Annotated in this window: 23 protein-coding genes; 7 read left to right on the top strand and 16 right to left on the bottom strand. The window is 62.1% G+C overall.

Going from position 1 to position 25,884, the window contains the following annotated elements:
* Nucleotides 1-111: 111 nt before the first annotated feature.
* The 7 genes from GNZ13_RS46500 to GNZ13_RS46470 form a co-directional block, all read right to left on the bottom strand.
* Nucleotides 112-1,077 carry a D-2-hydroxyacid dehydrogenase gene (locus GNZ13_RS46500; protein WP_172177698.1) on the bottom strand — a complete coding sequence of 322 codons (966 nt, stop codon included), beginning with the start codon at nt 1,075-1,077 and terminating at the stop codon, nt 112-114.
* Nucleotides 1,078-1,099: 22 nt separating this feature from the next.
* Complete coding sequence (gene tkt / locus GNZ13_RS46495; RefSeq protein ID WP_172177696.1) at nt 1,100-3,154, bottom strand: transketolase; 2,055 nt, start codon at nt 3,152-3,154, stop codon at nt 1,100-1,102.
* 121 nt (nt 3,155-3,275) lie between these two features.
* Nucleotides 3,276-5,135 carry a TRAP transporter large permease gene (locus GNZ13_RS46490; RefSeq protein ID WP_172177694.1) on the bottom strand — a complete coding sequence of 620 codons (1,860 nt, stop codon included), beginning with the start codon at nt 5,133-5,135 and terminating at the stop codon, nt 3,276-3,278.
* A 4-nt stretch (nt 5,136-5,139) separates the two neighbouring features.
* The gene (locus GNZ13_RS46485) at nt 5,140-6,183 is read right to left on the bottom strand and encodes a TRAP transporter substrate-binding protein (protein ID WP_172177692.1); all 1,044 of its coding nucleotides are present in this window, start codon (nt 6,181-6,183) and stop codon (nt 5,140-5,142) included.
* Between the two features lie 163 nt (nt 6,184-6,346).
* Nucleotides 6,347-7,111, bottom strand: coding sequence for an SDR family NAD(P)-dependent oxidoreductase (locus GNZ13_RS46480; RefSeq protein WP_172177690.1), 765 nt, complete (start codon nt 7,109-7,111; stop codon nt 6,347-6,349).
* A 102-nt stretch (nt 7,112-7,213) separates the two neighbouring features.
* The gene (locus tag GNZ13_RS46475) at nt 7,214-8,212 is read right to left on the bottom strand and encodes a transketolase family protein (protein WP_172177688.1); all 999 of its coding nucleotides are present in this window, start codon (nt 8,210-8,212) and stop codon (nt 7,214-7,216) included.
* The gene (locus GNZ13_RS46470) at nt 8,209-9,054 is read right to left on the bottom strand and encodes a transketolase (RefSeq protein WP_172177686.1); all 846 of its coding nucleotides are present in this window, start codon (nt 9,052-9,054) and stop codon (nt 8,209-8,211) included. The genes GNZ13_RS46475 and GNZ13_RS46470 overlap by 4 nt, the downstream gene beginning before the upstream one ends.
* Nucleotides 9,055-9,165: 111 nt before the next feature.
* On the opposite strand from GNZ13_RS46470, the gene gcvA reads away from it, so the two are divergent.
* Nucleotides 9,166-10,083 (top strand): transcriptional regulator GcvA, encoded by a 918-nt coding sequence (gene gcvA / locus GNZ13_RS46465; protein WP_236002490.1) that lies wholly within the window; start codon nt 9,166-9,168, stop codon nt 10,081-10,083.
* Nucleotides 10,084-10,192: 109 nt separating this feature from the next.
* On the opposite strand, the gene GNZ13_RS46460 is transcribed toward gcvA, so the two are convergent.
* Nucleotides 10,193-10,504: a hypothetical protein gene (locus tag GNZ13_RS46460; protein WP_172177684.1), complete on the bottom strand. Its 312-nt coding sequence runs from the start codon at nt 10,502-10,504 to the stop codon at nt 10,193-10,195.
* A 111-nt stretch (nt 10,505-10,615) separates the two neighbouring features.
* Between GNZ13_RS46460 and GNZ13_RS46455 the strand changes: the two genes are divergently transcribed.
* The 5 genes from GNZ13_RS46455 to GNZ13_RS46435 all read left to right on the top strand — a co-directional run bounded on the left by GNZ13_RS46455 (nt 10,616) and on the right by GNZ13_RS46435 (nt 16,454).
* On the top strand, nt 10,616-11,368 hold the full coding sequence (locus GNZ13_RS46455) for a ParB-like protein (RefSeq protein WP_172177682.1): 753 nt from the start codon (nt 10,616-10,618) through the stop codon (nt 11,366-11,368).
* 297 nt (nt 11,369-11,665) lie between these two features.
* The gene (locus tag GNZ13_RS46450) at nt 11,666-12,430 is read left to right on the top strand and encodes a DUF3348 domain-containing protein (protein ID WP_172177680.1); all 765 of its coding nucleotides are present in this window, start codon (nt 11,666-11,668) and stop codon (nt 12,428-12,430) included.
* A 10-nt stretch (nt 12,431-12,440) separates the two neighbouring features.
* Complete coding sequence (locus tag GNZ13_RS46445; protein ID WP_172177678.1) at nt 12,441-15,056, top strand: DUF802 domain-containing protein; 2,616 nt, start codon at nt 12,441-12,443, stop codon at nt 15,054-15,056.
* On the top strand, nt 15,053-15,700 hold the full coding sequence (locus GNZ13_RS46440) for an OmpA family protein (RefSeq protein WP_172177676.1): 648 nt from the start codon (nt 15,053-15,055) through the stop codon (nt 15,698-15,700). Before GNZ13_RS46445 ends, GNZ13_RS46440 begins: the two co-directional genes overlap by 4 nt.
* Entirely contained in the window at nt 15,693-16,454 is a 762-nt protein-coding gene (locus GNZ13_RS46435; protein WP_328807402.1) for a DUF2894 domain-containing protein, read from the top strand. The genes GNZ13_RS46440 and GNZ13_RS46435 overlap by 8 nt, the downstream gene beginning before the upstream one ends.
* Before the next feature lie 80 nt (nt 16,455-16,534).
* On the opposite strand, the gene bla is transcribed toward GNZ13_RS46435, so the two are convergent.
* From bla to alr, 7 genes are all read right to left on the bottom strand, one after another.
* Entirely contained in the window at nt 16,535-17,362 is an 828-nt protein-coding gene (bla, locus tag GNZ13_RS46430) for a class A beta-lactamase (RefSeq protein ID WP_236002488.1), read from the bottom strand.
* A gap of 232 nt (nt 17,363-17,594) precedes the next feature.
* Complete coding sequence (locus tag GNZ13_RS46425) at nt 17,595-17,819, bottom strand: hypothetical protein (protein ID WP_172177672.1); 225 nt, start codon at nt 17,817-17,819, stop codon at nt 17,595-17,597.
* A gap of 131 nt (nt 17,820-17,950) precedes the next feature.
* Nucleotides 17,951-20,065: a phosphocholine-specific phospholipase C gene (locus GNZ13_RS46420; protein WP_172177670.1), complete on the bottom strand. Its 2,115-nt coding sequence runs from the start codon at nt 20,063-20,065 to the stop codon at nt 17,951-17,953.
* A gap of 27 nt (nt 20,066-20,092) precedes the next feature.
* Nucleotides 20,093-20,287, bottom strand: a complete 195-nt coding sequence (locus GNZ13_RS46415; protein ID WP_172177668.1) for a hypothetical protein — start codon at nt 20,285-20,287, stop codon at nt 20,093-20,095.
* Nucleotides 20,288-20,428: 141 nt separating this feature from the next.
* A complete protein-coding gene (locus tag GNZ13_RS46410; protein ID WP_172177666.1) occupies nt 20,429-20,848 on the bottom strand; it encodes a hypothetical protein in 420 nt (139 codons plus the stop codon).
* Nucleotides 20,849-20,866: 18 nt separating this feature from the next.
* Nucleotides 20,867-22,798 carry a putative bifunctional diguanylate cyclase/phosphodiesterase gene (locus GNZ13_RS46405; protein WP_172177664.1) on the bottom strand — a complete coding sequence of 644 codons (1,932 nt, stop codon included), beginning with the start codon at nt 22,796-22,798 and terminating at the stop codon, nt 20,867-20,869.
* 71 nt (nt 22,799-22,869) lie between these two features.
* Complete coding sequence (alr, locus tag GNZ13_RS46400) at nt 22,870-23,937, bottom strand: alanine racemase (RefSeq protein ID WP_172177662.1); 1,068 nt, start codon at nt 23,935-23,937, stop codon at nt 22,870-22,872.
* Between the two features lie 353 nt (nt 23,938-24,290).
* Between alr and GNZ13_RS46395 the strand changes: the two genes are divergently transcribed.
* Nucleotides 24,291-25,223 carry an SMP-30/gluconolactonase/LRE family protein gene (locus GNZ13_RS46395; protein ID WP_172177660.1) on the top strand — a complete coding sequence of 311 codons (933 nt, stop codon included), beginning with the start codon at nt 24,291-24,293 and terminating at the stop codon, nt 25,221-25,223.
* A gap of 131 nt (nt 25,224-25,354) precedes the next feature.
* On the opposite strand, the gene GNZ13_RS46390 is transcribed toward GNZ13_RS46395, so the two are convergent.
* Nucleotides 25,355-25,771 carry an OmpW/AlkL family protein gene (locus tag GNZ13_RS46390; RefSeq protein WP_407945707.1) on the bottom strand — a complete coding sequence of 139 codons (417 nt, stop codon included), beginning with the start codon at nt 25,769-25,771 and terminating at the stop codon, nt 25,355-25,357.
* Between the last annotated feature and the right edge of the window lie 113 nt (nt 25,772-25,884).

Here is a 25,884-nt window from a genome sequence, read left to right as displayed (position 1 = left end):
TCTCGTCCGGGGTGGCCGGATTTTTGTCCGCAACGAGCTAGTTCTCTTCGCGATCGACGCGGACGCAATTCGTCCGACGATCCGCGCGGCGCGACACCGCGCCCCTGTCAATCAATACGCCCCTTGCACGAGATTGGTCGGTGCGCCGTTTACGAAGTTCTCAATGTTGTCCATTAACTGATCGGCAAGACGCTGTTGTGCCTCGTCCGACGCCCATGCCACATGCGGCGTCAAAATGACGTTCGAGCGGCCGGCCGCACGCATCAGCGGATTGTCCTCAGGGGGCGGTTCGCTCGCGGTCACATCGAAACCCGCACCGCTGATCAACCCTTCGTCAAGCGCCTGCACTAATGCGTCTTCGTCGACGAGGCCGCCGCGCGCCGTGTTGATGATCAAAGGCTTGCGCTTCATTGCGCGGAACTCGGGCATGGCCAGCATGTTCCGCGTATTCGGTGTGAGCGGACTGTGCACGGTGATGATGTCGCTGGTTGCGAGCACCTCGTCCCACGGCGTGTAAAGTGGGCCCAGACCCTCCCTCCCCTTGTGAGCGGCAAACATCGGCAGCATGCCGAAGGCTTTGCCGATTTCCGCGACGCGCTGCCCAAGCACCCCTTCGCCGATGATGCCAAGCCGCGCACCGGCCAGATCGTGAATCGCATGCGTGAAAAAGCAGAATTGCCCTGACTTCTGCCACTCGCCGGCGAGCACGTCGTCGCGGTAGGCGATCAGATTGCGCCGAAGTGCGAGGATCAGCGCAAAGGTGTGCTCGGGCACGGTGTTGATCGCATAGCCGCGAATATTGCTCACCGCGATACCGAGTCGCTGGCAGGCCGCTTTGTCGACGCAATCGGTGCCGGTGGCGGCGACCGCGACGAGTTTCAGATCCGGCAGTTGCTCCAATACCTCGTTCGCCAACGGCACCTTGTTGGTGATCGCGATCGATGCGCCGTCCAGTCGCTTCAGCAATTGATCCGGCGTCGTGCGATCGTGCTCGATCAGTTGATGATCGAAGCGCGGCTCGCGTAAGACGATTTGCGGCGCAAGAGTGGCGCGGTCGAGAAAAACGATTCTTTGCATGCTCATCTCCTCGATGATTTATTTACAGATGCCGCTTCGCTTCGGCGACAACATGCTGCGCCGTGATGCCGTAGTGCTCGTACAACGTCTCCGCAGAGGCGGAAGCGCCGAAGCCCTTCATCCCAACAAAACCGCCGCGCTCGCCGAGATAGCGGTCCCAGCCGAAACGCAGCGCCGCCTCGACGCCGATGCGCACCGTGTTTAAACCCAAAACCGCGGCGCGATAGTCGGCATGCTGTTCGTCGAAAATTTCCCAGCATGGCATCGACACCACGGCAGTCGCAATGCCCTCTTCCTGTAACTGGCGGCGTGCCTGCAACGCTAACGCGACCTCGGAGCCGGTGGCAAGCAACGTCACGACTCGCGCGCCGCCCTCCGCTTCGGCCAGCACATAAGCACCGCGACGCGACAACGACTCGGTGCAGTGCTCGCGACGCACCAGTGGCAACGCTTGCCTTGCAAAAACCAACGTACTCGGCCCGCGTCGATGCTCCAAGGCAAGCGCCCAGCACTCGGCCGCTTCCACCGCATCGGCGGGACGCAGCACGCGCATGTTCGGCATCGCGCGCAATGAGGCGAGTATCTCGACGGGTTGATGCGTCGGCCCGTTCTTGCCGACCCCGATCGAGTCGTGGCTGAACACGAAGTGCACCGGCAAGCCCATCAACGCGGCCATGCGCATCGCCGGACGCTGATAGTCGGAAAACGCGAGATAGGTGACGCTGGTCGCGATGATGCCGCCATGCGCGGCCATGCCGTTGGCCATCGCGCCCATCAGATGTTCGCGCACGCCGCAGTGGACGTACGCACCGCTGCGGTCGTCGGCGGTGAAAGCGTGCAACTGGCGCTTGTGGCCCGTGGGCGCTTCGAGATCGGCGCAGCCGATCATGCGTTCAGGTAGCAGCGGCGCGAACAGATCGCTGATCTCGCCAGACACGGTGATGCCAGGCTGCGGCTCGTCACGCTCCACCGCGCGCTTGCGGTAATCGTCGAGCACGTCGCGCCAGCCTTCCGGCAAGCCGCCCGCCTGGACCCGCTCGAACTCGGCGCACCGCGCATCCGACAAGGCGGCGAGGCGCGCGTGCCACGCGTTGTATTCCTCACTACTACGCAGGCCTGCCTCGCGCCATCCGTTCAGGACGTCGGCTGGCACCTCGAACGGCGCATGCGGCCAGCCGAGTTGTTCGCGCGCCGCGTCCGCATCTGCCTGAAATAGCTTGCCGCTATGCCCGCCGCGCTGCCCTTGCAAGCGCGCGATGCCGCGGCCGATGACCGTCTTGCACGCGATCATCGACGGACGCGGGTCGGCGCGCGCAATCGTCAACGCCGCGGATACTGCTTCAAGATCGTGACCGTCGACTTCGATCACCTGCCACCCGCCCACGCGAAATCGTGCACAGACGTCTTCGCTGATCGAAAGCGAAGTGCTGCCGTCGTCGGTGATCTGGTTATCGTCCCAGCAGAGAATCAGTTTGCCCAGCCGCAGATGCCCGGCCAGCGAAATCATTTCTTGACCAATGCCCTCCTGCAGACAGCCGTCACCGACGAACGCATACGTGTAGTGCTCGACGAGCTCGCTGCCGAATTTCGCCGCGAGATACGCTTCGGCAATGGCCATCCCGAACGCGTTGGCGATACCCTGCCCGAGCGGGCCAGTGGTCGCTTCGATCCCATGCGCCGGTTCGTACTCCGGATGTCCCGCGCAGTGCGAGCCGAGTTCGCGGAAGGTCTTCAGCTGGTCGAGGTTGATCGCTGCATAACCGGTTAGATACAGCAGCGAATACAACAGCAGCGAACCGTGACCGTTGGACAACACGAAGCGATCACGGTCGGGCCAGGTTGGATCGGCGGGATTGAATTTCAGGTGCCGGGTGAACAGCGCGGTTGCGATTTCCGCCATGCCGAGCGGCACACCCTGATGGCCCTCGCCGGCTTGCAGGATCGCATCGATGGAGAGGAAGCGGATCGCGTCGGCGAGCGGTAACGGCGTCGTTTGCGCTGCCTCGGCCTGCGGCAATGGCACGATCGAAGCGTGCGAAGCAATCGGTGCAGCGGACTGAGCTTCGGTGGTGGACATGACAAAAGGCTCCTCTACGCCGCCCTGGCATGCAGGGCGGCGGCAATCAAAGCGGATTGAATCGGATTGGGCGAAAGACTTTCATACGAGGCCGCACAGCGCAGCCTCATACGTCAGCAGATCAATGCAGGAAGCCGGTTGAAATCCACGGCACCGCAGCGACAATGATCAGACCAACCATCAACGCAGCGATGTACCCAAGAATCGGCTTCATGCCATCGTCAGGATGAATGCGGCTCACCGCGCAAGCAGAGTAATAGCCGACACCGAACGGCGGCGCGAACAGACCCACGCCCATCGACAGAATCACCACCATTGCGTAGTGCACGTCGTGAATGCCCATCTGCCGCGCGATCGGGAACATCAGCGGGCCGAACAGCACGATCGCCGGTATGCCCTCGAGCACGCTGCCGAGAATCACGAACACGCAGATGGATGCGGCCATGAACATCGCCGCGCCGCCCGGCAAACCGCTGAGCGTTTGCGCAAGTTGTCCCGAGAAACCCGATTGAGTCAACGCCCACGCCATGCTCGTCGCCGCGCCGATAATCAGCAGAATCGCGCCGGACAACGTCGCGGTATCGATCAGCATCGGCTTCAACCGCGCCCATTCGAAACGGCGATAGATCAGCAGGCCGGCCAGCACCGCGTAGGCGATACCGATCGTCGAGACTTCGGTTGCCGTCGCAATCCCTTCCACCACCGCTGCGCGAATCACGAACGGCAAGGCGATCGCAGGAAACGCGATCACGAACTTGCGCAGAATCTCGACACCCGTTGCACGTTTGACGCCCGACATGTCTTCGCGCCGATAACGCCACTGCACCACGATGCACAAGGTAATCGCCAGCACGATGCCCGGCAGCATGCCGCCCGTGAAGAGCGCCGAGATCGACACGCCGGTCACCGAGCCGAGCGTGATCAGCACGAGACTCGGCGGAATCGTCTCGGTCTGCGCGCCGGTCGCAGCGAGCAGCGCCACCAGATCGCCCGGCTTCGCGCCGCGCGCTTTCATTTCGGGGAACAACACGGGCGCAACCGCCGCCATATCCGCGGCTTTCGAGCCCGAGATACCCGACACCAGATACATCGCGCCGACCAGCACATACGACAGGCCGCCACGCACGTGCCCCAGCAGGCTCGCGAGGAACGCGATCATCGCCGCGGCCATGCCGGTCATCTCGATCAACTGGCCGAGAAACACAAAGAGCGGCACCGAGAGCAGGATCAGATGCGACATGCCCTCATCCATCCGGCCGACCACCACCGGCATCGGCGTATTCGTGGTCAACGCAAGATAGCCGAAGGTGGCGAGTCCGAACGAGAAGGCAATCGGCACGCCGCTCAGCACACCGAGCGCGACCAGGCCGACAAAGAAGATCAGCAGGTTGATATTGCCGAGATCGCGGAACAGCGGTCCCAGCGCAATGAAGATGCCGACCAGCGCGCCGACCGTTGCGATCGCGCCAAGCGTCAGCCGCCAGTTGCCCATGCGGACGAGCCGCACTACGGCGACCAGCAGCATCAGCGCCGAGCCGACCGGCAAGGCAGCCGCGCGCCACGAGTTCGACAATTCGAGTGCCGGCGTGGTGATGAACGATTCGTCCTGCGCGAAGCTGATCGCCGGACCGATCACCATCGCAAGGAACGCGATCGGCGCGGCGATCGCGACCACGTCGAGAAAGGCGCGCACACCCGGCGGCGCCATGCCGACCAGCGCCGTCATCCGCATATGCTCGCCGCGCCGCAAGGCGATCACGGCGCCGAGCATGGCGAGCCACAGGAACAGCATGGAGGCGAGTTCATCGGACCAGACAAGCGGCGCGTGCAGCAGATAGCGGCTCGTTACCCCGGCCAGCAGCACGACGATTTCCGCGAGCACCAGCAAGGCAGCGGGAATCTCCACCAGATGGCCGAGGGCGGAGTCGAGCGCACAGGCGAACCGATGCTGCCGCTCGTGCGAATAGGAGATCGAGATCATTGCATTACCCCAGTTTTCCGACGGACTTCTCTAGCAGGCCCCACGCCTCGTCGCCGTATTTGGCTTTCCAGTCGTGATAGAAGCTCGTCTTGGCCAATGCGTCGCGGAAGGCCCCGCGGTCGACATCGATAAAGGTAATGCCCTTCTTTTTCAGCTCGTCGCGCAACGAGAGGCTGAGCGCGGCGATATCCGCGCGTTGCAGCATCGCGGCCTTTTCGAATTCACGCGTGACGATCGCACGGATGTCCGCAGGCAGACGCTCCCATGCGGCGCGGTTGCCGAGAATCCAGTATCCGTCCCACACGTGCGACGTGAGGCTGATGTACTTCTGCACTTCATAGAGTTTGGCCGTGGCGATGATCGGCAACGGGTTTTCCTGACCTTCTACCACGCCGGTTTGCAGCGCCGAATACAGCTCGTTGAAATTGATCGGCGCCGGTCCCGCATCAAGCGCTTTGAACAGTGAGGTCAGCATCGGCGCTTGCGGCACGCGAATCTTGAAGCCTTTCAGATCAGCCGGCGTGCGCAACGCCCGGGTCGATGAACTGATCTGCCGGAAGCCGTTGTCCCACACCTTGCTCACCGAGACGATGCCCGCCTTGCCGATTTGCGCGCGGATGTAGTTGCCGAGATCGCCGTCCATTGCCTTCCAGACCGCGTCGTAGTCCTTGAATGCGAAGCCTGTGTTGACGATGCCTGCGGCCGGCGTCAGCGTGGCCAGAATCGACGAGGCCTGATTGAAGAACTCGACGCCGCCATTGCGCACCTGCGAGAGCAGATCCGTATCGGAGCCAAGCTGATTCTGCGGAAAGAGCTTGATGTCGAGGCGGCCCTTGGTCGCTTCGCGAATGTGATTGATCGCCTCTTGAGCGCGGATGTTGACCGGATGCGTCGGGTCCTGGCCGGTCGCGAGCTTGTACGAAAACTCGGGGGCCGCCATCGCGCTTCGCGAGATGCTCCATAGCGGCGCGGCGGCGGACATGGCCGCACCGGCCTTCAGAAAGGTGCGGCGGCTGATGCCCTGCGGGGCGTTAGAACGGGTAGTCATGGTGTCTTCCTCCAATCCTGGATCGCGCGTCGTTATGGTTTTTTTTCGAATCTGTTCCGCTGCGGCTGCACGTGTCGCTCGCAGCGGTCGTCTGTTCTCTACTACAGGGTCTCCATCGACGCCGCCGGCCTCCCGCCAGACGGCCCGTCCTGCTGGACCAGGGTTAGCCGTGAATCAGCATGCCGCCGTTCACGTCGATCACCGCGCCGGTAATATACGACGACAGGTTCGACGCGAGGAACAGGAATGCGCCGGCCACATCGTCGGGTACGCCCAGACGATTAAGCGGAATGCCGGCGAGAATTTCGCCGCGCTTGTCGTCGCTGATCTTGCCTGCGTTGATGTCGGTCTGGATCAAACCTGGTGTCACGCAGTTCACGCGGATGCCGTCGTTGCCGAGTTCGCGAGCCATCGCCTTGGCGAGGCCCAGCACGCCCGCCTTCGCCGCCGAGTAATGCGGGCCGCCGAGAATGCCGCCGCCGCGCTGCGCCGAGACCGACGACATGCAGCCGATCGAGCCGCTCTTCTGCTTCTTCATCTGCGGGACGACCGCTTGCGACAGATACAACACGCCGCGCAAGTTGACGTCGAGGATCCGGTCCCAGCTTGCCGGATCGATCTCGAGCAGCTTGGCGGCCTGGGTAATGCCGGCGTTGTTGATCAGGATATCGATCGAACCAAAATCGGCGACGGTGCGTTCGACAGCGGCCTGGCAGGCGCCACGGTCGGTCACGTTGCAGACATAGCCGCGATGTTCGGGCCCGATCGACGCGGCGGCTTCGACCGCGGCGTTTTCGTCGAGATCGAAGATGGCGATGCGTGCGCCATGCGCCGCGAACATGCGGGCGGTCGCCATGCCGATGCCGCGCGGGGACGCGCCACCGGAAATGACGGCGACCTTGCCGTCGAGTAGACGTGACTCTGACATGATGCGTATCTCCTGAATATGAAGTTTATGGTTTGCTATCGGTGACTACATGAGTGTGGCGCTTGTCGGCGCCTATCAGCGCTGATCGACGCTTATGAACCTTTACCGCAGCCAGCCTTTGATCGTGTCGCACATCGCCTCGGTGGAAATGCCGTAACGGTCGTGCAAGGTCGGCAACGCGCCAGCGTCGAGAAACGCGTCGGGCAGGCCGATCTGACGGACCGGCGGCGTGACGCCGTTGGTCAGCAGCACGGCGGCTACCGCCTCGCCCAGACCGCCGATCACCGTATGGTTCTCCGCCACCACCACAAGGCGGCCTGAGCGGCGCGCTTCGCGCAGCAGCGTGACGGTGTCGAGCGGCTTGATGGTCGGCACGTGCAACACGCCCACGTCGACGCGATCCGCAGCCAACGCCTTGGCTGTTTCCAGCGCACGCATCGTCATGATCCCGGACGAGATGATCAGCACCTCGGCGCCATCGCGCAGCAGCTTCGCTTTGCCGAGCTCGAACTGATAGTCGTATTCGTCGAGTACGACCGGCACGTTGCCGCGCAACAGCCGCGCATACACGGGCCCGCGATGGTCGGCAATGGCCGGCACCATCTGCTCGATTTCGATCGCGTCGCACGGGTCGATCACCGTGAGGTTCGGCATTGCGCGGAACAGGGCGAGGTCTTCCGCCGCCTGGTGGCTCGGGCCGTAGCCGGTTGTGAGGCCAGGCAAGGCGCAGACGATCTTGACGTCGAGGTTGTCCTCGGCAATCGCCTGATGGATGAAGTCATAAGCCCGGCGTGCGGCGAACACGGCGTACGTGGTGACGAACGGCTGCGCGCCTTCGTGCGCCATGCCGGCCGCGGCACCCATCAACAGTTGTTCGGCCATGCCCATCTGGTAGTAGCGCTCGGGATATTCCTTCGCGAACAGATGCAGGTCGGTGTATTTGCCGAGGTCAGCCGTCATGCCAACCACTTCGGGCCGGTTGCGTGCCAGTTCGACCAATGCGTGGCCGAACGGCGCGGAACGCGTGATCTGCCCTTCTCCGGCGATCGACGCGATCATCGCCGACGTCTTCAAACGCGGTTTCGGTGCGGCGGCGCTCATGCGTTTCTCCCGGCTTCCAGCGCCTGCAGCGCGAGTTGCCACTCGTGCGCATCGACGCGTATAAAGTGATTTTTCTCACGCGCTTCGAGGAACGGCACGCCGCGACCCATCCGCGTATCGCAGACGATGATCCGCGGTTGCGCTTCAGGATGCGCGAGCGCCGCATCGAACGCGGCGACGACGGCCGCGAGATCGTTGCCGTCCACGCGCTGCACGAACCAGCCGAACGCCTGGAGCTTCTCGACCAGCGGCTCGAACGCCATGACGCTCGACGACGGGCCGTCGGCCTGCTGGTTGTTGACGTCGACCATCGCGATCAGGTTGTCGAGCTTCCAGTGGGCCGCGGACATTAAGCCTTCCCAGATCGCGCCTTCATCGAGTTCGCCGTCGGAGAACAGGGTGTAGACCCGGGCATCCGAGCCCTTGCGCTTCAGACCCAGACAGCGGCCAACCGCGATCGTCAATCCCTGGCCGAGCGAGCCGCCGGACATCTCCATCCCGGGCGTATAGCTCGCCATGCCGGACATCGGCAGACGGCTGTCGTCGCTTCCGTAGGTTTCCAGTTCTTCGTCGGCGATGATGCCGGCCTCGATCAGCGCGGCATACAGCGCGATGGCGTAGTGGCCGTTCGATAGCAGAAAGCGGTCGCGGCCTTCCCATTCGGGGTCGTCGGCGCGATAGCGCATGGCGCGGAAGTAGGCGACGGCCAGGACATCGGCGATATCGAGCGCCTGGCCGATATAACCCTGGCCCTGCACTTCGCCCATGCGCAGCGCGTTGCGGCGAATCTGGTAAGCGTGCTCCGCGAGCTTGGCGTACGGCGCGGTTTCGCTGGTGGTCACTGTTTGTCTCCTGGTGGGTCTCTTTGCAGGGGCCGCTGTGATGCCGATCCCAGTGACTCAAGCGTAATCCCGCGCTCACACGCGCTCAAACGAATTAATATGGGCCAATGGATGAAATCAATTCACCTTGATGCTGCTATGCACAATCGGGTCACCTTCAAGTCGATACAGGCATTCGAGGCCGCAGCGCGGCTCTCGTCGTTCGCGCTCGCAGCAGACGAACTGTTCGTCACGCCCTCGGCCGTCAGCCATCAGATCAAGCTGTTGGAAGAGCAATTGAGCATTCGTCTGTTCCATCGGCTGCACCGCACGGTGATCCTGACGGACTATGGGAGGCAATACGCTGAGGAAATCACCGCGGCGTTCGCGCGGATCGACTCAGCCACCCGCGAGATCGGGCGCGCCGCCAAGAGCGACATCCTCACGATCCATTGCACGCCCAGCTTTGCGACTCAATGGCTGATGCCGCGCATCGCGCGTTTTAGCGCGGCGCATCCGGATATCGACGTGCGGTTGAATGCGTCGTCAGAGGCGACAAATCTGATCTCGGAAGCGGTGGATATCGATATCCGTTACGGTCCGAGAAAGCTGCAACCGGCCGGCACGATGGTGCTCGAGTTGCCATCCGAGACGATCGTGCCGCTGTGCTCGCCCGCACTGATGGCGGGGGAACATCCGCTGCGCAGCGTCGCAGATTTACAGCACCATGCGCTGATTCATAGCGAGGGGTGTCTGGTGGGGTGGAGAGACTGGATGCGTCTCTATCGCAAGACGCGGCTCGATATCGGACGCGGTCCGCGTTTCGATCGATCGTTCATGGCGATCAGCGCGGCGGTCGACGGCTTGGGCGTCTGCCTCGAAAGCCTGCTTCTGGCGCAACGCGAACTGGAAACGGGCCGGCTAGTGGCGCCGTTCGGCTTCGAAGGACTCCCGGTGCACGGCTATACGCTGAACCTGCTGAAGTCTCGCGCCGAATTGCCGAAGCTGCGTAGCTTCCAGGATTGGCTGTTTGCGGAACTTGAAAAGTGATGCGCGTACGGCTCTGATCCGGTCATTCGTAAACAATTTCAGGCACGCCGCAGTGGTCTGCTCAGGCCGGCGCCGATGCGCTGCCACTGGCAGAGCCACCTACCGGTCTTTAAGGTTTGCCTTTGAGGGTGAACGGAGCCAACAGTGATCGTACGTCGACCTGCTGCCCCTGGAGCAGAAGCAGTCTCGCGTGAAGCACCGTGTTCTCGAGAACAAGCTTGGCGGTGCTAAGCAGATACAGCGCGTGGATGTCGGAGATCGACATGTTGCCTGCTTCGACCAGGTGGTGACGCTCGACAAGTGAACTCATGACAAGCCGCCTGAGTTCCTGCTCACCAAATGGAAGGTCCGCGTAGTCGATCGGGTCGTCAGCTTCCACTTCCCGCAGCAGTTCCACCAGCGTTTCCGTGCTCACGTCCATGTGCAGGCTCCATGTTGTCGTTTAAGACCAGCGTAGCCAAACAGAGTCACCAGCACTCATAGCCTACCGCTTCTGAATAAGGGAGTCCAGCCTGGGCCGTGGCGAAGTGGGATGATCGACAGACCGATGTCCTCAAGCTGTGCGCCACGCCACATATCTATTGCCGACGGAGGCGCCCATCACATCTCCATGGGTGCGTTTGCAACGATCCACCGCACGGGCAGCGGTAGAATGGTCCCGGATAAGGAGGGTCACCCTATGGCAACGATAACGAGTATCGACATTGAACAACTACGCCCGCTGCAGGCAACGGTGGGCATGCTGGAAGTCAATGCAAAACGAAAGCGCCTTTTGGCCATGGATGCAAAGTCTTTGAAAGACTTCCTGAAAAGCGCGCCGATTCCAACCGTCATTGGCAAGGGTGACAGGCACTACGTCATCGACCACCACCACCTCGCGCGCGCGTTGTGGGATGGTGACATCAAGAAGGCATTCGCCGAGGTCGTGGCGGACCTGTCGCGGCTGTCAGACGTGAAGTTCTGGGACACCGTGATTGAAAAACGCTGGGTGCATCCCGTCGATGAACGCGGCATCCTGCGAGCCATTTCCGCGATTCCCGATGAGGTCTCCGCCCTCACCGACGACCCGTTCCGCAGCCTCGCCGCGTTCGTGCGCGACGCAGGGGGCTATATAAAGACGCCGGAACCCTTCGCCGAATTTCAGTGGGCGGATTTCTATCGCACACGCATTCCGATGTGGACGAGCGAATCGCAGTTCAAGGCAGCCGTCGAGCAGGGTGTTCACCTTGCGTGGAGCCCCGACGCCCGGACACTGCCGGGCTTCAAGTCACGACAAGTGAAATAGTCGAGCTCACCCTCGCCGTTTCTTCTTCAACTCAATCGTTTCGAACAACTCATAGTTCTGCGTCGGGGTCTGGTCCGCCCCCGGCGCATGATAGTAGTTCATCGTAATCGTGGTCTCGCCACCCGGATGTCCCGATGCCGTGGTGCCCCTTTCGGGAGCGGCTGCACCCAAAATCCTGGCATCGCGAGTGCCCTGTCGTCCACGCTGAAATGCCGCGCCCGGCAGCCCGATTCATTAAGGGGCTGCATCCCCCGCCCCGTCGGCGTGTAAACTGCTGACTTTTTTGACTCTGGTGGTATGGTGCAAGCCCCACAGCGCACAGCTTTCAGTGGCCCGACGCTCATTCGCTTACTTGCTCGCCTGACGGACGTCGATGTTCCCGAATCCAGCCAATCGCTCTCGGACCGGCTAAGCCAATGGCTCGGCTGGACCGACGCGATCGCGTTGTCCTCGGCGCTGAACAACGCTCCGCCTGCCGTCGCCGCCGGTGCGCGCACCTTCGGCGACGCTGAAGAGAGCGAGTGCGCCCGCGTGCGCGCGTCGTTGGCGAATGCCATCGTCGGCGATAGCGTGTTTGCCGCCGCGAGGCGTCGCGGGTCCGCGGCGCAAGCGCTCGCTCAAGGCGCCCCCGTGGATGCGCCGGTCGATTACGCGGTTTTTCGTCAGCGCTATCTCTCCATGCAACAGACGATGGAGACGGGCATCGGCAATCTGCGCGGCCGCCTGCGGGCCATGTTGGCCGCCAAAACGCCCGCCATGGCCCGACTCGCGGTGGTGGACGCCGTGATGGAGCGAGCGCTCAGCGAGCGCGAGCGGAGTCTGCTGGCCGCAGTGCCCGGCTTGCTCGCAGGGCACTTCGAGCGTTTGCGCCAGGCGGAGCAACAGACGCTGGCCGACGCCGAAGCCTCGGCGGACGCCGTAACGGGCAAACCCGCCACAGCAGTCACGCCCGGCGCCTGGCTGGACGCGTTCCGCAAGGATATGCAGAGCGTGTTGCTTGCCGAACTGGATGTTCGTTTACAACCGGTCGAAGGGTTGCTCGCGGCCCTTCGCACCCGCTAACTGGGACACTATGTCCAGATATCTCAATCTCGTTGTTTTTCTGGTAGGTCTGGCCGCAGTGTGCTGGATCGGTGTCGGCTACGTCGGCTCGAACGCGCTGGCATTGGCTGTCACAATGTTGATCGGCGTTTGCTACCTGGCGGGCGCGCTCGAACTGCAGCACTACGGCCAGGCCACTTCCACGTTGGCGCGTGCGGTCGCGGGCCTGTCCGCGCCGCAGCCCAGCCTGGGCGCCTGGCTTGAGCCGCTGCATCCCAGCCTGCGCAATGCGGTGCGTCTGCGCGTCGAGGGTGAGCGTGTGGCCCTGCCGGGCCCGGCGCTGACGCCGTATCTGGTCGGCTTGCTCGTGTTGCTGGGCATGCTCGGCACGCTCCTCGGCATGGTGGCGACCCTGCGAGGCACCGGCATGGCGCTAGAAAGCGCGACGGACCTGCAGGCTATCCGCGATTCGCTCGCCGCACCGGTTAAGGGGCTGGGCTTCGCGTTCGGCACTTCGATTGCGGGCGTCGCCACATCCGCGATGCTGGGGCTGCTTTCCGCGTTGTGCCGGCGCGAGCGGATCCATGCCGCGCAGATGCTCGACGTGAAGATCGCGACGACCTTGCGCATCTACTCGCAGACCCATCAGCGCGAGGAAAGCTTCAAGCTCCTGCAGCGGCAGGCCGAGGTGATGCCTACACTCGTCGATCGTCTGCAGGCGATGATGGCGGCCATCGAGCAACAGAGCCTCGCCTTGAACGAACGGCAGATCGCCAGCCAGGACGCCTTCCACGGCAAGGCCGAGGCCGCCTACACGCGCCTTGCTGCCTCTGTGGAGCGGTCGTTGAAGGAGAGCGTCGCCGAAAGCACCCGCGCCGCCAGCGCTGCGCTGCAGCCGGTCATGGAGGCCACGATGGCGGGTCTCGCACGCGAGACGGCCTCGCTGCACGACACCGTCACGCACGCCGTGCAGCGGCAGTTGGACAGACTCTCAACCGGTTTCGAGGCAACCACCACCACCGTCGCGGACATCTGGAACAAAGCTCTGGAGGGGCAGCAGCGATCGAGCGAGGCGCTCACCCAGCATCTGGGCACGTCGCTGGATCGATTCACCGAGACCTTCGAGCAACGCTCAGCCGGCCTGCTGGATGGCGTCTCAGCGCGCCTCGACGCAACGGCTGGCAGCGTGTCGGCGGCATGGAACGAGGCGCTGTCACGGCAAGAACAAGTCAGCGAGAAGCTGGCGGGCCACAATCAGCAAGCTCTGGCTGCCGCCGCTGCGACCTTCGAGCAGCACTCGGCGTCTCTGCTACGCACCGTGGGCCAATCGCATACGGACTTGCAGACGGAATTGGCCTCGCGAGACCAGCAACGATTGGCGATCTGGACCGAGACGCTCGGTTCGATGGCCTCCACGTTGAGCAAGGAATGGGAGCAGGTCGGCGCGCACACTGCAAGCCGCCAGCAGGAAATCTGCGACACGCTGGCGCAAACCGCGCGCGACATCTCCGCTCAGACGCAGGCGCACGCGAGCAACACGATCGCCGAGATCGACCGGCTCGTACAAGCGGCGGCGGAAGCTCCCAAGGCCGCGGCAGACCTGCAGGCGGAACTCGCCGCGCGGGACCAGCAACGGCTGGAAGCGTGGACCGCGGCGCTCGGTTCCATGGCCGCTACGTTGAGCAAGGAATGGGAGCAGGTCGGCGCGCACACCGCAGGCCGGCAGCAGGAGATCTGCGACACGCTGGCGCAAAGCGTGCGCGACATCTCCGCTCAGACGCAGGCGCACGCGAGCAACACGATCGCTGAGATCGACCGGCTCGTACAAGCGGCGGCGGAAGCCCCCAAGGCCGCAGCAGACCTGCAGGCAGAACTCGCCGCGCGGGACCAGCAGCGGCTGGCGGCCTGGACCGAGACGCTCGGTTCGATGGCCTCCACGTTGAGCAAGGAATGGGAGCAGGTCGGCGCGCACACCGCAGGCCGGCAGCAGGAGATCTGCGACACGCTGGCACAAACGGCACGGGACATCTCGGCCCAGACACAGGCGCACGCGAGCAGCACGATCGCCGAGATCGCCCAACTCGTGCAAGCCGCGTCGGAGGCCCCCAAGGCCGCGGCGGAAGTCGTCGCCGAATTGCGTCAGAAGCTCTCCGACAGCATGGTCCGCGATACCGCGATGCTGGAAGAGCGTAGCCGCCTGCTGGCAACGCTGGAAACCCTGCTCGATGCCGTGAACCATGCCTCCACCGAGCAGCGCTCGGCCGTCGACGCGCTGGTCGCCACGTCGGCGGATCTCCTGGATCGTGTCGGCACCCGTTTCACCGATAAGGTCGAACTCGAGACCGGCAAGCTGGGCGCGGTGGCCGCGCAGGTCACCGGCAGCGCCGTCGAAGTGGCGAGCCTGGGCGAAGCATTCGGCGCGGCCGTGCAGTTGTTCGGCGAGTCGAACACCACGCTGGTCGCGCACCTGCAGCGTATCGAAGCCGCGCTGGACAAGTCCCTCGCGCGCAGTGACGAGCAGTTGGCCTATTACGTGGCCCAGGCGCGAGAAGTCATCGACCTGAGCATGATGTCGCAGAAGCAGATCGTCGAAGACCTGCAGCACCTCGCGGGCAAGCGGGCGACCGTTGGAGCCGAAGCGGCATGAGCGAGGAAATCGACGGCGGCGTGGAGACCACTGCGCCCATCTGGCCCGTCTTCGGCGACCTGATGTCTGTGCTGCTGGGCGCCTTCGTGCTGATCCTGGTGAGCGTCATCGGCGTGCAGCTGGAACTCTCGACCAGGCTTGAGCAAGAGGTCAAGCAGCGTCAGTTGGAAACGCAGCGCCGCAAGACCCTGGAACAGGCGCTGGCAGGCCCGCTGGCAGCGGGCCGGGTGACGCTGGTCAACGGGCGCATCGGCATCAACGGCAGCGTGTTGTTCGCGCTGAACTCCGATCAATTGCAGCCCGAAGGCCGGGACGTCCTGAAGAGCCTGGCGGGGCCGCTGTCCGCCTACCTCCGGGCCAATGACCAGATCCTGATGGTGAGCGGCTTTACCGATGACCGGCAAGTGCGGGAGGCGAACCGCCGCTTTGCCGACAACTGGGAGCTGTCGGCCCAGCGCGCGTTGACGGTGACCCGTGCGTTGATCGATGAAGGCGTTCCCTCTTCGTCCGTATTTGCGGCCGCGTTCGGTTCTCAGCAGCCCGTCAGCTCGAATGCCGACGACCAGGGCCGGGCCAAAAACCGGCGAGTGGAAATCGCGCCGGTCCCGAGGCCTTCGACCGCAACGGTGAAGCCCCGTGCGTAGTGTGACTCGTGAGAACAGTGGCGCTAGCGGTGTGACAAGCGGCGCCCGGACAACGCTCGATGCATGGCGCGAGCGCGGCGCCGATCGTCTGGATCCCATCCGCTTTCATTTCATCGAGGCGCTGGATCGGCGGGCAGCCAGCCACAGCGGCGAGGCGAGGCGTCTGCTGGACGAGAGGCTGTCCAAACTGATCGAGGCTTATGCGGGCGATCTCGAGCGCGCGGCATTCGAGGGCGCTGATGCTGGCATTGGCACTCACACCGGCACTGAAACTGAAACTGGCACTGGCACCGGCATTGGCACCGGCATTGGCACGGGCACGGGCACGGCGGCATCATCAAGCAAACCCGCTCACGGCGCGCTGGCCGAACTGATCGACTACATCGCCAGCCATGCGCAGCAAGACGGAAACGGCCCCGCAGCGGGTCACGCCGCGCACCGACGCCCCTCTTATCCTGAACTGGAGGTGCTCGATTACTTCAGGGAGACCTGGTCCAAGGTCCGGTCCGAGAAACAGTTACGGCAGTCGCTCAAGAAAGCGCCGGGTAATGCCGGTCCGCTCAACTCGAGCAGCCTTGTGCATCGGTCGCTCTCGCTGATGCGCGAGCTGTCGCCCGGGTATCTCCAGCAGTTCCTGTCATACGTCGACGCCTTGTCGTGGATGGAGCAGATGAACGGTGGCGGCGCCTTGCCGGCAAAAGATGCGCCGCGCGCCGCGACCGCGAGGAAGAGTGTGCGAAGCAAACCTCGTTAGCGCGGGAGCAGATCAGTCGGGATCCCGAGCCATCACAATCGGGCCAAAAACAATCCGCGGGTTGCGCTGGCCAACGCTCATCATGTCCGATCCGCTGCCCACTTCACGAATACAGCACCGACTTCCCGCAAGACGGCCTCCCGAGCGGGCATGCCAAGCGCGGGCGCATCGTAATAGGCTGCGATTAAAAGCGGAGCACGTCCCGGTGGGCGCACGATTGCGTAATCGTTGGTTTCTTCTTCCACGCTTGTGCCGGGTCTGTCACCCGCTTTCCAGTCTGGCGGTAGCGCTGCGCGGAGCCGGTTCAAACCCGGCTTGCTGGCGATCATCCAGTTTTCCAGCTGCGCACGCGATTGGGGACTCAGAGCGTTCCCCAGAAGAATTTTGCTCGCCGACTTCGTGATCGATCGAGGCGTAGTGGTATCGAGCACACCGCTATATTTGTTCGACTCGGGTTCGTACCGATCGGAGCGCGTCACCGTATCGCCGAGACCGCGAACGAATTGAGTCAGACCGGCGGGACCACCCGCGCTTCTCATCAACAATATGGCCGCCGTGTTGTCGCTCACTTCGACGATAGCCTGGCACAAAGCGCCGACCGACATCGCGCCTTCTGCGACGTGAGCCTTCGTCACAGGCGACGTAAAGATAAGGTCTTTCTCGGTGTATGACACAAGACGGGCAAGATCCTCCTTGCCGGCATCCACGCGCGATAGCGCCTGCGCGGCGAGCAGTCCCTTGAAGGTGCTGCACATCAGAAAGCGCTCGTCGGCGCGATGCGCCAGGGTTCGGCCTGAACCGGTATCGATAGCGAAGACACCAAGGCGTCCGCCATTGCGGCGTTCGATGTCGGCCAACGGGGATGTATTTGCGGCCAGTGTGGTTGTAGCGCCAAGGCTAAGGAGCATGGGCAACCCAAGGGTCAAGCTCCGGCGTAATGCAGAGATGGTCAAAGAATCGTCCTCAAATTCAATTTGCTAACGAGGACCACGCAATGGGTGGCAAAGATCAGGAATATCACGCTGCTATCCGGCATCCGCCAACCGGTTTCCATGGTCGCGTTGCGGCAGGCTTCGGTCCCGGCGCACCATAAAAAACGGGCCAGTCCTGCGAAGGACTGGCCCGTTCACCGCGCAAAAATCACGTCTGCGGATTCGTATCGTCTGTGGCTTGAGCATTGTCGGCTTCGACCTGCTTCTCGCCGTCTTTCTTCTCGACCAGCGACTCCAACGCACCGGCGCCTTCGAAGCCCGCAATCGCGGCAACGCCCTTCGTTAGCAGGCCTGCTTCCGGATCGACTTTTTCTGCAGCTTCAACGGCAGCTACTGCCCCAGCAATCTTGCCTACTTCATCCAAGAGTCCCATTTCGCCCTCCGCGAGAAAAAGTGAACTGCCATCCTCTCACGAACTCGGCGCCTTGTCGCCAAATGTAAAATTGATTTACCAGTTTGCACCAACGCCGAAATGACATTGAAAGAAACGTCGAATCCGCACGTTTAAATCGCCTTCGTCACCGGTGCGGTTGCAGCCGGATCGGTAATGCTGGTTTGACCCGTTTCCACATGACCCGCAATGCGCCGTAACCAGCTCGCATTGCCCGCGACCGTCAATTGAAAGTCATACCACTGACTGCTGCATGACAGGTCCCAATGCGCCTCCACGCTCTTCCCTGCCGGCACCGTCAACATGAGCGGCGCCTGGCCATAGGCGACGTCGGCCGCGGTGACCGTGAGCGGTGTAGTCCCTGCGTTGGATAGCGTGACATAGACGTTGCCGTTGGCCACGTCGTAACAGGTCACCACATCCGGCTTTGCGGCAGCATCCGCAGTGGACGAGCCCGCGAAGCGTCGGAAATAGCCGTTCGGACCATAGACGTTCACCATGTAATTGCCGTTCGCGTCGAATGCCCACGTATCGGTCAACTGCTTGCCGGCCTCGACGGTGTAGCGGCGCGGCATCGCAGTCGGGTCGCCCGTGTACACCCAGAAATGCGCCCCCTGCGTGCCGGTGTTCGCAAACGTCAGCGCATATCCTTGCGACTGCAACTGCCCGTTCACATGCAGTTCATACGGCAGCGCACGCGCGGGCCGCGTGCCCGCCTCCTGCGCCGCCACCAACTGCTGGGCAGTGCTGGCCGGCGCGGCCTGCGCCGTGGAACGCGCGCATTGCATATCGGCCTGTGCGACATAGGTTTGCGTACTCGGCAGCGACGGCACGGTCGAGTCAGACTTCGAAAAGTCGAGCGCCGAAGTCAGGTCGCCGCAAATCGCACGGCGCCAAGGCGAGATATTGGTTTCGACTACGCCGAAACGCTTTTCGATGAATTGCAGCACCGACGTGTGATCGAATACCTGCGAGCAGACGAAGCCGCCCTTCGACCAAGGCGACACCACGGTCATCGGCACGCGCGGGCCGAGGCCGTACGGCAGGTTGTCGGCGGTATAAGTGCCGGCTTGCGTCGCGGTCACGACGTTATGGCGTTCAAGCGAGATGTCCACGGTGCTCATGCCCGAGCCCGGCAACGTGGGGGCTTGCGGCGGCACCACGTGATCGAAGAAACCGTCGTTCTCGTCGTACATGATGAACAGGACCGTCTTGCTCCACACGTCGGGATTCGAGGTCAGCGCATCGAGGATCGTCGAGATGTAATTGGCGCCGTAGAGCGGTGTGAACTTCGGATGCTCCGAATACGCGGCGGGCGGCAGCAGCCACGACACTTGCGGCAATGCATTGGCCTGCACGTCGGCCTTCAACTGCGTCAGCGTGCGCGTACTCATCCCCCGGTTTTGCAGCGATGATCCGGCCGGAGCATTCACGAAGTTCTGGAACGAGGCCAGCATGTTCGTGCCGTAGTTGCCGCTGAAATTGTCGAAGCCGGTGCCCTGCTGGTAGATCTGCCACGAGATGCCGGCCGTCTCGAGCCGCTCGGGATACGTGGTCCAGTTGAAGGGCTTCAGCTTGATGCTGTCGAACTGGTTGTCGATGAAGTCGGTATTGTCGAGCAGCGGGCCGCCACCCGTGGCGAGCGGGTCGACCATCCCGGTCATCAGATACATGCGGTTTGGATGCGTGTTGCCCGGGATCGAACAGAAGTAGTTATCGCACACGGTGAAGGCATCGGCGAGCGCGTAATGGAACGGAATGTCCTCGCGCACGTGATAGCCCATCGTCATATTGCTCTTCTGCACTGCCCACTTGTCGGCACGGCCGCTGTCGATCGCACCGTGCGTGGTGGCCCGCGTGTGCGGCAGGCCGCCGATGCATTGCGCGTTGACGTTCGGATTGCTCGTGTCGTAGCGGAACGGCGCGATCACCTTCGTCGGATCCTCCTGGCGCGGCTGGAACCACACCGGCTGGCCGCTCGGCAACGTCACGGGGAAACGGTCGTTATAACCGCGCACGCCGCTCAGGTGACCGAGATAGTGATCGAACGAGCGGTTCTCCTGCATGAAGACAACAATGTGCTGCACGTCCTGGATCGTCCCTGTCACCGAACTCGGCTCGATTGCCAACGCCTTGCGAATCGATTCGGGAAACAGGGTGGTGGCGGCTGTCGCGCCCGCCAATCCGGCGGACATCTTCAGAAAATCTCGACGCGTTTTGGTGACCATGCGATGGACCTAATTTGAATTCTGATCTCAGGAAGCGGGCGGGACGAAACCCGGCGGGCAACTCATGCGCGCATTGGCGACGGTGGCGTTGCCGCATGCCGCCTTGGCCGACGTAGCGGGCGTCGGCGAGGCGGACGATAGGCCGTCGCCGCACGCGCCGAGCAGCGCTGTCGCCGCAACAACGCCGATGAGCGCAAGAAGCCGGAATGCCGAAGTCGGCATGAGTATCTCCGTGGTAATGAATGACGGACGCGATCGCGCGTCGACAACCGCCACGCTCACGCGCAAGCGGTGCCAAGAAGATAATTACAGTTTGTTACGCGCGAGTGTCGTAATTGAAAGCAGGTGGACTACGTGTCACCGCTAGCGCTTGGGCGGCTGCGGGTTATTCGCCGGATTGGTATCGAACCTGGCGACGCTTTCAATGCCGTCGTCACTCACCAGCGTCTGTAGTTCGGCTTCCATCACGTCGGCGATTTCCTTGCCGTATATCTCGTCGCCATTCACATAGACAGTGAACGAGCGCAAGTACTTCGCTTTCTTCTCCGGGTTCTCGATCGTCTGCCGGGTCCATTGATAAAGCGGATAGTTTTCCGGGCCCTGCTTTTCCGCTTCGCTCACGTAGTCGGCGAAAGCGTCGAACTGACACTTCAAGGTCGCGTTGTGCCGGCGTAGCACATCACGAAGCGCGGCATGCGAAGCACCTTCCGGGTTTGCACGCAGATCGCTTGCAAGTTCGGGTGAGACGGCGATCCTTAGCTGGAATTGCCATGTGGGTTCCATGTCTACCTCGGTATCGAATCACGAACGCGCGTTAGCGGACATGAGCAAGTGCTCGAGGTGCGGGATCTCCTCACCCCGGACCGGCTTGCCCAGAAGAAAACCCTGAGCATGCGTGCATCCGCAGACGCGCACAAAATTCAGTTGTTCCTGCGTCTCGATGCCTTCCGCCGTGGTCGGTATGCCAATTTCCCGTGCCAAAGCCACAATCCCGCGAACCACGGCCGCGGATTCGCGCCGATGCACGGACTCCCTCACGAACGAACTGTCGATCTTGAGCTTGTCGAACGAGAAGCGAACGAGCGTCGACATGGTTGAAAACCCCGTGCCGAAGTCGTCGAGTGCAAGGCCGATTCCCAACGCGCGAAGCTTCTCGACGTTGTGCCGGGTGACGACATCGTCGCTCAACAACACCGTTTCCGTGACTTCGATATTCAGACGCGCCGGCGGCAACCCCGTCTTGCGAAGAATCGCCGCGACCGCCGACGCGAACGATTCCTCGCGCAATTGCACCGGCGAAACATTCACGGCGACGCTCACTGCATCACGCCAGGTGGCAGCTTCCGTGCATGCTTGCAGCAAGGCCCATTCGCCGAGTGCGAGGATGAGGCCCGTACGTTCGGCGGTGGGAATGAATGCGGAGGGAGAAAGCTCGCCGCGAGTCGGATGCGTCCAGCGAAGCAGTGCCTCGCGGCCGGAAATCGTGTCGTCGCCGAGATCGACAATCGCCTGGTACTCCATGCGCAAATCACTGTAAGACTGCATCGCGCCTTCCAGATCGCTTCGAAGGAGGCTCAAACTTTCGTCGGATGCGTGCCTGACGGCATCGAAGATAGCAAAGGCGCTTTTGCCACTGCGTTTGACTGCGTACAACGCGCGGTCCGCGCAGATCAGCAATTGCGGCCCGGTCTTTGCGTGCTCCGGATAGAGCGAGACGCCCACGCTCGCGCCGATATGCACCAACGCCTCGCTGAGTACGAAAGGACGCGCCAGCGTTTTGACGATGCAGCCTGCCAGCAAATTGACGTCGCGGATCAACGCCGTGCCGTCGGTAATGGCGACGAACTCGTCACCGGCCAGGCGTCCGACCAGGTCGCCGTCCGGCAGCACTTGGCGCAATCGAATCGCGGCCTCCTGAAGGATCTGATCGCCGGCGGCATGGCCCAGGCTGTCATTGATCGCCTTGAAGCCATCGAGGTCGATCAGTAGCACCGCGAAACGATGATCCTGCCTTAACGAGCCTGCCGCGGTGCGCTCCAGCAGAAGTTCGGTAATGCGAGCACGGTTGGGCAGTCCAGTGAGACTGTCCTGATGAGCGAGCCGATGACTGTTTTCGCGCGCCAACAGTAACGCAACGGTGTCGCGATTGCTGCGCAATGCCACGGTAAAGAAACCCGCCGCGCAAAACGGTGCCTGAAACAGCAGCACGAGCTTGCCGGAGCCGGGAGAAAGCGCCGCCCCCCAACCCAATAGCCCAAGAATGAACAAAATCTGGAGAAGCACCAGCCGAGGGATGCCTGCGTTGCGTCCCGCTAATCCGCCGATCACGCCCACCGCGCAAACGTTGCCAAGCAGAAAAAGCGTCTGATTTCCGCTGGTATTGCACAAAAAGGTGCCAAAGCCGAATAAGGCGGCCCAGAGAAGGCTCGCAAAGAGAAAGGCCGAGGTGGGGGTTGGCAGATTGCGGGCGCTGCGCCGGCAGCACACCCAGATCAACGTGAGACGCGTAATCAGCAGCGCGACCACCGCGCTGCCCCACCAAGCGTAAAGAGCCCTTGGATACAGATAGTAGGCGGTCGCGCAGACACTGATTTCGCAGATCGACGCAAATACAATCGATGCGGTTCGAGTGAACAGGTTGGCAAGCAATATTTGCCGGTTGTCAGCGCTCAGGTTTTGAGCGGAGGACACCACCCACTTGAAAAATGGAGACCTTGGTTCGCTGAAAGCCATGACCTACGCATTTTTAATGGTTAGTGGATCGAATAGTACGCGCCTCGCGATTATTACGTAAACACAAAATGTCAGACGACTTCTACTGGCACCCGTTTTGCTAAGGCGCACATCAGTTCGTACCCGATCGTCCCCGAAGCGTGAGCGACGTCATCGATCTTGACTTGGTCGCCCCATAGCTCGACTGTTGAACCGATCTGCGCATGCGGGCACGGCGACAGGTCGACGGTGAGCATGTCCATCGAAACACGGCCTACTACTTGCGTCATGACGCCGTCGATAGCGATTGGCGTACCCGTCGACGCGTGCCGGGGATAGCCGTCCGCATACCCACATGCGACCACGCCAATGCGCATGTCGCGATTCGCGGCGAAAGCACGGCCATAACCGACTGTTTCCTGCGCCGACAATGACTGCACACCGATCACTTCGCTCTTGAGCGTCATCGATGCACGCAAGCCCACGTCGTCAATGTGGCGCGACTGACCGGTAGGCGAGCCGCCGTAGAGCACGACACCCGGTCGCACCCAGTCGCGATGCGCCGCGGGATGCCACAGAACGGCTGCTGAATTCGCGAGACTTCGTTGGCCCGGTATGCCGTGCGTCACCGCATCGAAGCGATCCATCTGCCATGCCACGTCGCCATCGTCGGCATTCGCGAAATGGCTCATCAATGTGATGTCCGCAATGCCCGGAATCGATCTAGCCTGCTCCCACGCGGCTCGGTACGCGTCGGGCCGGAATCCAAGGCGATTCATGCCGGAGTTCATCTTCAGATGCACGTTGACGCGTTCGCTTGACGACGACAGGCGCAACAGGTCGAGTTGCTCGCCGCAATGCACGGCCATGGAGAGATCGAACCGCTGAGCGATTTGCACGTCGCCTGGCCTGAAAACACCTTCCAGAAGCAGAATCGGTTTGGTCCAACCCAACTCACGCACGCGGACCGCTTCGTCGAGATCGAGCAGCGCGATACCGTCGGCCTTCACGAGTGCCGGGAAAACGCGATCGATTCCGTGTCCGTAGGCGTTGGCTTTGACTACGGCCCAAACCCGTGATCGAGGCGCCCGCTGCTTGACGAGGGAGAGATTGTGGCTGACTGCTTCGGGATGAATCTGTGCAACGATCGGGCGTGGCATAGGAGGTGTTGAGGGCTTGTTTGGAAAGGGAATGGAGGCCCGTTGCTAAGGACCCGTGTTATGGCCGAAAGGCAGCTTTTTCCACTATCGTATCTAGCTCAAGCCAGTTTTTGTTACTGTATTGTTTTGATTTTTGGGTTTATTTGCCGGCTGCTTGAAATCCTCCAAAGCGAAAGGGGCCAGCTTTGGGGCGACGACCATGCGACTATCCACTTCGCTCGAAGTGACAAACGTTCACGAAGTTCTCGCACAACCTAAAGTAGTCTGTCGGGATCGGTTCAGCAGCGGCGGGTCGACGGATCGACTCCGCCAGTACGACGACGGTTATAGAAACCTGATGGAGGGTACTTACTGTGACTACGAAGAATGGCGGTACGCTGTATGTCCTGCAGGCACGTCCACCGGCGATCATCGCTCTATCACCGGACGGTTCGCACGAGGTCGTTATCGCGAACCTTACGCGCACGCCCGACGGCATCAAGGTCGATGCTGAAAACCAGGTGGTCTACTGGACCAACATGGGAACCGGCATCCATCTGGTCGACGGCGATCCGGCTTCCGGCGCAGTTCCCCCGAACGACGGCACGATCGAAAGCGCGAAGCTCGACGGAAGCGAGCATCGCGTGCTGGTGCCTTCCGGTATGGCCGGAACGCCCAAGGAACTCGTGCTGGACACGGAGGGCGGTCACCTGTATTGGTGCGATCGCGAAGGCATGCGAGTCATGCGCGCGCGGCTGGACGGCACGGAGGTGACGGAACTCGTCCGCACCGGGAATTTCCCCGAGGATACGGGCGACGCGACCCGCCATTGCGTAGGCATCGTATTGGATAAGGCAAACGGGCATGTCTACTGGACGCAAAAGGGACCACCGGATGCCGGAGAGGGCCGCATCTTCAGGGCGGGCATTGAGCTGCCGCCTGGTGCGACACCCGATCGGCGCCCGGACGTCGAATGTTTGCTGGCCGATCTGCCCGAGCCGATCGATCTCGATATCGATCAACGCGACACCATGCTGTACTGGACGGATCGTGGCGACGATACGCATGACGGAAATACACTGAATCGCGCAAGAATCACCGCGTCCGGACTGGTTGATCGCCAGGTGCTCGCCCGCGAGCTGAAAGAGGGGATTGGCGTGTCTCTGGACTCACGGGGGCGCCGCGCATTTGTGACCGATCTGGGCGGCAACGTGCGCGAGCTGGACATCGATACGAAGCAGGAATCGCATTTCTCCACCGTTGCTCATCTGGGTGTGCTGACCGGTATCGACTACGCCGACATCTGAGTTGGATCCCTGAGGACTGCCCGGACCGTATCCGGGCAGTTTTGTCATGTGGAGCTCGCGACGGTGCTTGCGATATTCATGCTTAAGGCCAGAACGCGCGAACGCGTGAGGCTATACATTTCCCTCATCCGCTAAAACCGGTATCCAATCCCGACAAAGGTGATTACCGGATTAGCCGTGATGCGCGTCTTGTTGGTCAGCACGGCGTGGCCATTGGCGGCAACGGCCGAGACTGTCGCATTCGTCTTCAAGGACAGATAGGTCACGGATGCGGTTGCATACCAGTTCTTGCTGATGTTATAGGACGCCCCCACATTGAACGCCGGATTCCATGACGGGCTCAGCGAAGCCTTTGCCTGGCCGCCCGGTCCCGCGACTTGCCGCAATGCTGAGGCGAAAGTCGAATTGAGTTGAGTATTCGAATACCACGTGTAATTGACACCGACGCCGACAAAGGGCCGCAGCCGCGCCTGCGGTGCGCCAAAGTAGTATTTGACGAAGAGAATGGGTGGCCAGGATCGGGTGGTGGCAAGACTTACATTCCGCACGTCGAGGACACAATTTGGCGCGAATTTCGTCGCTAGTCTGGCGGGCGAAAGGCATCTTCCGGGACGCCGAGTAGGCTGAGCAGCTGACGCTGCAACTCCGTGAGGGGAACGTC

This window comes from Paraburkholderia elongata (assembly GCF_013177735.1).
Lineage (GTDB): Bacteria > Pseudomonadota > Gammaproteobacteria > Burkholderiales > Burkholderiaceae > Paraburkholderia > Paraburkholderia elongata.
Note: the sequence above shows the minus strand (reverse complement) of the source record. Positions and strands in the feature narration are given on the sequence as shown.

Excerpts from the sequence above, each read along its gene's own strand:
- GNZ13_RS46500 (WP_172177698.1), bottom strand. The coding sequence starts at position 1,077 with ATGCAAAGAATCGTTTTTCTCGACCGCGCCACTCTTGCGCCGCAAATC.
- GNZ13_RS46455 (WP_172177682.1), top strand. The coding sequence starts at position 10,616 with ATGATCGACAGACCGATGTCCTCAAGCTGTGCGCCACGCCACATATCT.
- GNZ13_RS46445 (WP_172177678.1), top strand. The coding sequence starts at position 12,441 with ATGTCCAGATATCTCAATCTCGTTGTTTTTCTGGTAGGTCTGGCCGCA.
- GNZ13_RS46415 (WP_172177668.1), bottom strand. The coding sequence starts at position 20,287 with ATGCCGACTTCGGCATTCCGGCTTCTTGCGCTCATCGGCGTTGTTGCG.
- GNZ13_RS46490 (WP_172177694.1), bottom strand. The coding sequence starts at position 5,135 with ATGATCTCGATCTCCTATTCGCACGAGCGGCAGCATCGGTTCGCCTGT.
- alr (WP_172177662.1), bottom strand. The coding sequence starts at position 23,937 with ATGCCACGCCCGATCGTTGCACAGATTCATCCCGAAGCAGTCAGCCAC.
- GNZ13_RS46485 (WP_172177692.1), bottom strand. The coding sequence starts at position 6,183 with ATGACTACCCGTTCTAACGCCCCGCAGGGCATCAGCCGCCGCACCTTT.
- GNZ13_RS46420 (WP_172177670.1), bottom strand. The coding sequence starts at position 20,065 with ATGGTCACCAAAACGCGTCGAGATTTTCTGAAGATGTCCGCCGGATTG.
- gcvA (WP_236002490.1), top strand. The coding sequence starts at position 9,166 with ATGAAATCAATTCACCTTGATGCTGCTATGCACAATCGGGTCACCTTC.
- GNZ13_RS46475 (WP_172177688.1), bottom strand. The coding sequence starts at position 8,212 with ATGAGCGCCGCCGCACCGAAACCGCGTTTGAAGACGTCGGCGATGATC.
- GNZ13_RS46450 (WP_172177680.1), top strand. The coding sequence starts at position 11,666 with ATGGTGCAAGCCCCACAGCGCACAGCTTTCAGTGGCCCGACGCTCATT.
- tkt (WP_172177696.1), bottom strand. The coding sequence starts at position 3,154 with ATGTCCACCACCGAAGCTCAGTCCGCTGCACCGATTGCTTCGCACGCT.
- GNZ13_RS46410 (WP_172177666.1), bottom strand. The coding sequence starts at position 20,848 with ATGGAACCCACATGGCAATTCCAGCTAAGGATCGCCGTCTCACCCGAA.
- GNZ13_RS46480 (WP_172177690.1), bottom strand. The coding sequence starts at position 7,111 with ATGTCAGAGTCACGTCTACTCGACGGCAAGGTCGCCGTCATTTCCGGT.
- bla (WP_236002488.1), bottom strand. The coding sequence starts at position 17,362 with ATGCTCCTTAGCCTTGGCGCTACAACCACACTGGCCGCAAATACATCC.
- GNZ13_RS46405 (WP_172177664.1), bottom strand. The coding sequence starts at position 22,798 with ATGGCTTTCAGCGAACCAAGGTCTCCATTTTTCAAGTGGGTGGTGTCC.
- GNZ13_RS46440 (WP_172177676.1), top strand. The coding sequence starts at position 15,053 with ATGAGCGAGGAAATCGACGGCGGCGTGGAGACCACTGCGCCCATCTGG.
- GNZ13_RS46425 (WP_172177672.1), bottom strand. The coding sequence starts at position 17,819 with ATGGGACTCTTGGATGAAGTAGGCAAGATTGCTGGGGCAGTAGCTGCC.
- GNZ13_RS46460 (WP_172177684.1), bottom strand. The coding sequence starts at position 10,504 with ATGGACGTGAGCACGGAAACGCTGGTGGAACTGCTGCGGGAAGTGGAA.